Source organism: Azospirillum sp. B506, from assembly GCF_000333595.1.
In the GTDB taxonomy this organism is placed as follows: Bacteria; Pseudomonadota; Alphaproteobacteria; order Azospirillales; family Azospirillaceae; genus Azospirillum.
The window spans coordinates 1-7,033 of sequence record NZ_BADK01000072.1 but is presented as its reverse complement, the minus strand read 5'-3'; the positions used below and the strand labels follow the sequence as shown (position 1 = coordinate 7,033).

The following is a 7,033-nucleotide window of genomic DNA, read 5'->3' as shown; positions in this document are numbered from 1 at the left end:
GCATGCGCGCACCTGTCCGCCCGCATCGGGAACCAGGATGCCGCGGCTGCGCCCGTCGTTGGACAGGCCGATGCCGCGGATGACGCCGAGGATGCGGTCGCCGTCGCGGACGGCATCCTCCAGCCGTTTCAGCACCACGCAGGCGGCTCCCTCGGCGGGGATCAGCCCATCGGCCTCGCGGTGGAAGGGGCGGCTGCGGCCGGTGGGGCTGAGGGCGTTCAGGGCGGTGAAGCCCATGTGGAGGAACAGGTCGTCGCCACGATTGACACCGGCGGCGATCATCAGGTCGGCATGGCCGTCGCGGAGCTGGTCGCAGGCCAGCTTGACCGCGTAGAGCGAGGAGGCGCAGGCGGCGTCCAGGCAGAAGGCGGGGCCGTCGAGGCCGAGCGCGCGGGCGGCCAGCCGGGCGGGCAGGCCGGAGGAGAAGCGGTTGGCCGGGTTCGGCCGCTCCCGGTCCAGCCAGACCGCCTCGGCATAGGCGGTGAGGCTGGCGGTGGGATAGGACAGGTTTCCGGCGATCAGGCCGCAGCGCCGGGGTGGGGCGACGTCCAGCCCGGCTTCGCGCAGCGCCTCGCGCCCACAGTGGACCAGCCAGAGCACCAGCGGGTCGAGCCCGGCCAGTTCCTCCGCCGGGCAGGCGAAGCCACCGGGGTCGAAAATGGACTCGAAGCCCTGGACATAGCCGCCGCGGTCGGTCGCCGAGCGTTCGGGCGCCTGGGGCGACAGCGCCCGCGCCGGATCGACGCGCCAGACGCCGGGCGGCACCGGGCGCAACAGATCCCGCCCCTCGACGACGGCCCGCCACAGCTCCGCCGGGCTGAGGGCGCCGGGCAGCACGCAGCCATGGCCGACGATGGCGATGGGCGGGACGGGGCTCATGCCGAACGGCCGATGCAGGAGACGACCGAGTCACTTCTGTCGTCGGTGGCGGCCGGCGCCTGGGCCAGTTCGCGCAGCATGAACGCGGCGCCGTCGGCCGGGGCGATCAGGTCGACCGCCATGCGGCGGAAATGCTGCTTCAGCGCCGGTCCGACCATGCCGCCGTCCCAGGGCCCCCAGGCGATGGCCTTGACCGTGCAGTCCGGCCGGCGTGCCGCCTCGGCCCGTGCCACGGCATTGAGCACGCCGTTCGCCATGGCGTAGTCGCACTGCCCGGCATTGCCGTGCAGCGAGGCGATGGAGGAGAACAGGCAGATGATTCGCAGCGGGTCCTGGCGGGTGGCGTCCAGCAGGTTGGCGATGCCGTCCACCTTGGTGCGGAAGACGGCGTCGAACTGCTCGCGCGTCTTGTCGCCGATCCGCTTGTCGGCCAGCACCCCGGCGCCATGGACGATGCCGGAGATCGGGCCGGCCTCGGCACGGACCGTGGCCAGCGCCTGGGCGACGGAGGCGGTGTCGCGCACGTCGGCGCGGCAGTAGCGGACGCGGGCACCGGCCGCTTCCAGCCGGCGCAGCGTGGCGCGGGCCTCGTTGGCGGAGAGGATGGCCTTGACCGTCGCCTCGATCTCGCGCGGCGACCTGCCGGCGCTTCCGGCAGTGCTGTGGCTTGCGATCACCGCCCGGCGCACGGTCGCCTCGTCGGCATCCTCGGCAAGGCCAGGCAGGACCGGTGCGGCGCTCGGGTCGCTGCGGCCGAGAATGACCAGGGTGGGACGGATGCGGCGCGACAGCTGTTCCAACGCCACGGCGGTCACGCCGCGCGCGCCGCCGGAGACAACGATCACCGCGCCCTCCGGCAATGGCAGCGGACCGTCCGCCGCATCCTCCTGGCGGAGGGTACGGACGAGGCGCCTGCCGTCGGCGGTCAGGCGGACCTCGGCGTCGCCGTCACCGCCGGCGATCTCGGCGGCCAGGAGCCGGGCCAGTTCGGCGGCGGAGCGGCTGCCCCGTTCCACATCGATGGCCTTGAGCCGCGCCGCCGGCCACTCATGGGCGGCCGTCAGGACGAGTCCGCCAAGCCCCAGCCAAGCATTGTCGCCGGTCTGGACGGTGACGAAGGCGCCGCCGGTCTCGCCGAAGCGGGGAGCGGCGGCCTTGGCGGCGGCAAGGGCACGCCAGTGCAGGTCGGCGGTCGAGGCGGCATCGGCGCCGTCGAGACCGGCCAGGAACAGCACCGCGTCGTCCCGGTCGTCCGGCTGTTCGGCGATGCGGGCGGACAGTCCCCTGGCCGACAGCAGCGCCACCAGTTCGGCGGCGACGCCGGCGGCATCGGGAATCACGGCGACACTGGTCAGGCCGCGCAGCATGTCGGCGCCGGGGGCCTTCCGGTCCTCCAGCACCGGGCGGCTGCGGATGGTGCCGGCCGATAACGCGGGCAGGGTCTGCGTTTGAGGGGCCGGCGCCTGTGCGGCGGGCGTGCCGCCCTCGATACGGTCGATCACCGCGCCGACGGTCTTAAGCGCCGTCAGTTCGCGCATCTCGACCGCGGCGAGGTCCGGCAGGCGTTCGACCAGGGCGGAGAAGATCTCCACCTGTTTGATGGAATCGATGCCGAGACCGGCTTCCAGCTCCATCTCCGGGCTGAGCATCTCGATGGGGTAGCCGGTCTTCTCGGCGACCAGACCCATGAACAGCGCGCCGACATCGATGGCGGGAGCGGCTGGCTTGGCGGCCGGGGGTTCCGGGACAATGGGAGACGGCGCCGGAGTGGCGGCGCGGCTGTCGGCCATGGCGAGGATCTGGCCGATGGTCTTCAGCGCGTTGAGTTCACGCATGTCGGCGTTGCCGAGCGCCGGGATGCGGTCCTGCAGGGTCGAGAAAATCTCGACCTGCTTGATGGAATCGATGCCGAGACCGGCCTCAAGCTCCATCTCCGCGCTCAGCATGTCCACCGGGTAGCCGGTCTTGTCGGCGATCACGGCCAGAACGATGTCGCGGGCGTTGGCCGCGGGCGGGGCGGCGACGGGCGTGGTGACGACGGGAGTGGGGGCGGGGACTGCCACGGGCGGCAGCCTGGACGGAGCGACGGGTTGCGGCGCCATGGGGGCCGGCGCCTGCCTTTGCACCGGCGGGGCGGGCGGCGTGGCAGCCTGGATCGGCAGGGCCGGCGCAGACATGCCGGCCTGATGGGCCGGAACGCCGCTCAGGCTCTGGATCGCCTGACCGGCGACAGCCAGGAAGGCCTGATGGCTTTCGGCGATGGCGCGCTGGAAGGCGGCATGGGCATCGGCGACATGGTGATAGATCGTCTCCACCGACGCCGCCGCGACGGGGGTGGGCGCCGGCTGCTGGGAAGGGGAGGTCGTGACCATGATCGGAGTTTCTTTGCTGGACGTGGACGGGGCCGGGCGGGGCGGAACAGGCGCGGATTGAACCGGCACAGGAGGGGGCGGGGCCGGCGGGGCAGGCACGGGACGCGGCGGATTGGGCCTGGGCAGGGCGGAGGCGCCGCCCGGCGGCGGATAGATCTTGCCGAAATTGGCGCCGGAGATCCGGACTGCGGCCGGCGACGGCGTCTTGGGCCTGCGCTCCTCGGCGAAGCCGGCCCACAGCGCGTCGAAGTCGATGTTCACGCCATGGACGGCCAATGCGGCCAATCCGTCCAGCAGGCTGGCGACGCCGTTGGCGCCACGACGGTCCAGCGCCACCGCCAGATGCGGGCGGTCGCCCAGGCATTGCCCGACCAGATCGGTCAGCACGGCACCGGGACCGACCTCGACGAAGGCCCGGACCCCGTCGGCATGGAGCGCTTCGACCGTCTCGCGGAAACGGACCGTGCCGGCGATCTGTCCGGCCAGCAGGTCGCGGGTCTCGGTTTCGCTGTAGGCGGCGGCGGTGAGGTTGGCGTAGACCGGGACGGCGGGGGGGCGGAAGCGCGTGTTCTCCAGGACGGCGCGGAAGGTCTTCGACGCTTGCGCGACCACCGGGGAATGGAAGGCGCTGGCGACCTTCAGCCGGACCACCCGCAGTCCTTCGCCTTCCAGCAGGGCGGCGGCTTTCTCGACCGCGGCGCGGGCACCGGAGAGCACCACCTGATCCGGCCCGTTGTCATTGGCGAGAACCACCTCCAGCCCCGGCAGGAGCGGGGCGACACGGTCGCGTCCGGCGGCAACCGCGATCATGGCGCCGTCGGTGCCGGCTGCGGCCTCCTCCATGCAGCGGGCGCGCTCGAAGGCCAGGGTCAGGGCGGTGTCGCGGTCGATGGCGCCGGCGGCGCACAGCGCGGTGATCTCGCCGAAGGAATGGCCGGCGACGGCATCGGCGCGAAGGCCGGCGCGCTCCAGCACCGCCAGCAGGGCGAGGCTCGCCGTTCCGATGGCCGGCTGGGCGTGGATCATGCGGGTCAGTTCGGCTTCCTGCGCCGCCGCGTCTTCCGGGGCGAAGGCGGGCGGCGGGAAGACCAGGCGGTGCAGCGGCGGCCGGCCCGCCGCTTCGGGCAGCGCGGCTTGGCGGTCCCAAACGGCACGGGCCTCGTCGAAGGCGACGGCGAGGTCGGCGCCCATCGCCAAATACTGGCTTCCCTGGCCGGGGAACAGGAAGGCGATCCTGCCACCGATGGCTTCACCCACCGCCAGATGGATGCCCAGAGTGGAGAAGGGCGTGGAGAAGGGCGCGGACTGTTTCAGCGCTGTCGCCAGCCGCGCCTCGAACTGTGCGGCATCGGCGGCGACGATGGCGAGCCGGTGCCGGGCGCCGGGATCGAAGGCGATCTGGCTGTCGCGGGCGACCCTCTCCAGACCCTCCGACCGGACACGGTCGGCGAGGAGGCGGGCAGCGTCCGCGACGGAGCGCGCATCGGCACCGCCGACCAGCACCAGCGCCCCGCCGGCCCACAGGCGGGAGGCGGCTTGCGGGCCGGCATATTCCTCCAGCGCCACATGATAGTTGCTGCCGCCGAAGCCGAAGGAACTGACGGAGGCACGGCGGAGTGCGCGGCCAGGGCCATCCGCCTTCACCCAGGGCCGCGCACGGGTGTTGAGGTAGAAGGGGCTGCTGTCCAGATCGAGGCGGCTGTCGGGCCGCTCGACCTTGATGGTGGGCGGCAGAACCTTCTGATGCAGCGACAGGGCGGCCTTCAGCAGACCGGCGGACCCGGCGGCGGCCTTGGTGTGGCCGATCTGCGATTTGATCGAGCCGATGGCGCACCAGGAGCCGGCATCCGCATCGGCTTCGCGGAACACCCGGGTCAGGGCGGTGACCTCCGCCAGATCGCCGGCGCGGGTGCCGGTGCCGTGGGCCTCCACCAGCTCGACGCTGCGCGGGTCGTAACCGGCATCGGCATAGGCGCGGCGCAGGGCGACCGCCTGTCCCTCGGGGCGGGGCGCATAGACGCTGGTGGCGCGGCCGTCGGAGGAGGAGCCGATGCCGCGGATGACGGCATAGATCCGGTTGCCGTCGCGCTCGGCGTCCTCCAGCCGGCGCAGGGCGAACAGGCCAAGCCCCTCGCCGACGATGGTGCCGTCGGAGGCATCGGAGAAGGGTCGGCAATCGCCGCTCCTGGACAGGGCCGGCGTCTTGCTGAAACACATGTACATGAAGATGTCGTTCAGCGCGTCGACGCCGCCGCTGATGACCATGTCGGAATGGCCCAGCTCCAGCTCGTTCACCGCCATCAGCAGGGCCGACAGCGAACTGGCGCAGGCGGCGTCCACCACGCAGTTGGTGCCGCCGAGGTCGAGCCGGTTGGCGATGCGTCCCGCCACCACATTGCCGAGCACGCCGGGGAAGCTGCTTTCCTGCCATTCCACATAATGGGACGCGATGCGGTCGCAGACGGCGGTCACCTCCTCTTCCGGCAGGCCGGCTTCGCGCAGGGCCTTGACCCAGACCGGCCGCTGCAGCCGCGCGCCCATGGTGCCGACCAGCTCGGTGGCGGACGCCACACCGAGGACGATGCTGGTCCGGCTGCGGTCGATGTCGCGGAACTGCGTGCGGCAGGCCTCGTCCAGCACTTCCTTGGCGACGATCAGCGCCAGAAGCTGCGCGGTGTCGGTGGCGCTCAGCGCCTGGGGCGGGATACCGAACTCCAGCGGGTCCAGCGTGGCCGGCGGCAGGAAGGCGCCGCGGCGGCAATAGGTCTTGTCCCGCGCGGTCGGGTCGGGGTCGTAATAATCCTCCACCAGCCAATGGCTGGCCGGGATGTCGCCGATGCAATCCCGGCCAGTCAGGATGTCGCGCCAGAAGCCGTGCGTGGTGCCGGAGCCGGGGAACATGGCGCCGATGCCGACGATCGCGATGGGGTGGCGGTTCTTCAAGGCCGTCTCGGAGGTTCGGAGGGGGAGTGGAGCGGAAGGGGCGTGCCGGCGGATCAGGCCAGCCGGCGCGGAACCCAGGTGAAGGCGGCGGCCGGAACCGGCAGTCCGGCCGTGCGCATCTGCTGGGCGCGGGTCACCACGGCGGCACCCTCCAGCAGGTTGCGGGCGATCTGTTCGACCGTGCGGTTCTCCGCCGCTTCCAGGAAGCTGCCCTTCACCCAGTCGTTGAAGGCGCCCATGGCGGGGCCGCACCAGACCTGGAAGTCATGGCGCCGCGTGGAGTCGTCCAGCATCGGCCAGCGGGCGGCGTTGAACAGATACCAGCGGAAGACCAGCGCCATGCGGTGACGGGGATCGGCCTCGGCCCGGGCCAGTTCCGCCGGGTCGCGGACGGCGAAATGCTCGCGGGTCTGGCGCCAGATCTCCTCCAGCGGGGCCTGGAAGACGTCCTTCTCCAGCATCGCGCGCTCGCCGGCGGGGAGGTCGTCCAGGCCGGTGTGGCGGCAATACAGCTCGTACAGGCGCTGGGCGCGGAAGGGGAACAGGGTGCCCCGCTTCATCACCTGCACCGTCACGCCCATCTCGAATGGTCGGAAGGCTAGACGGGCGCCGCCGGGCCGGTCAATCGGCGCCGGGGCGCGCCGGCCGCGTGGCTGATCTGCGCCCCGCCATCGCGGGCGGAGGCGGTCTCACGACTCCGCATGCAGGATCCGGCATTCGTCCGAGGCGTTGATCGCCCAGGACGATCCCGACAGCAGCATCGTGCCGATATCCCCCAGGCCGCTGCTGCGGAAGCTGACGCGGTGGGCACGGGCCAGCGGTCCATTCCTCCAGAAGCA

At 72.1% G+C, this 7,033-nt stretch carries 3 protein-coding genes; all 3 read right to left on the bottom strand.

Annotated elements, in window-relative coordinates:
• On the bottom strand, positions 1-879 hold an 879-nt coding region (locus I71_RS02375), incomplete at its 3' end, for a polyketide synthase (protein WP_042689828.1).
• Positions 876-6,194, bottom strand: coding sequence for a type I polyketide synthase (locus I71_RS02370; RefSeq protein ID WP_049975880.1), 5,319 nt, complete (start codon positions 6,192-6,194; stop codon positions 876-878). The genes I71_RS02370 and I71_RS02375, both read right to left, overlap by 4 nt.
• A gap of 53 nt (positions 6,195-6,247) precedes the next feature.
• A complete protein-coding gene (locus I71_RS02365) occupies positions 6,248-6,754 on the bottom strand; it encodes a hypothetical protein (protein ID WP_211098353.1) in 507 nt (168 codons plus the stop codon).
• Between the last annotated feature and the right edge of the window lie 279 nt (positions 6,755-7,033).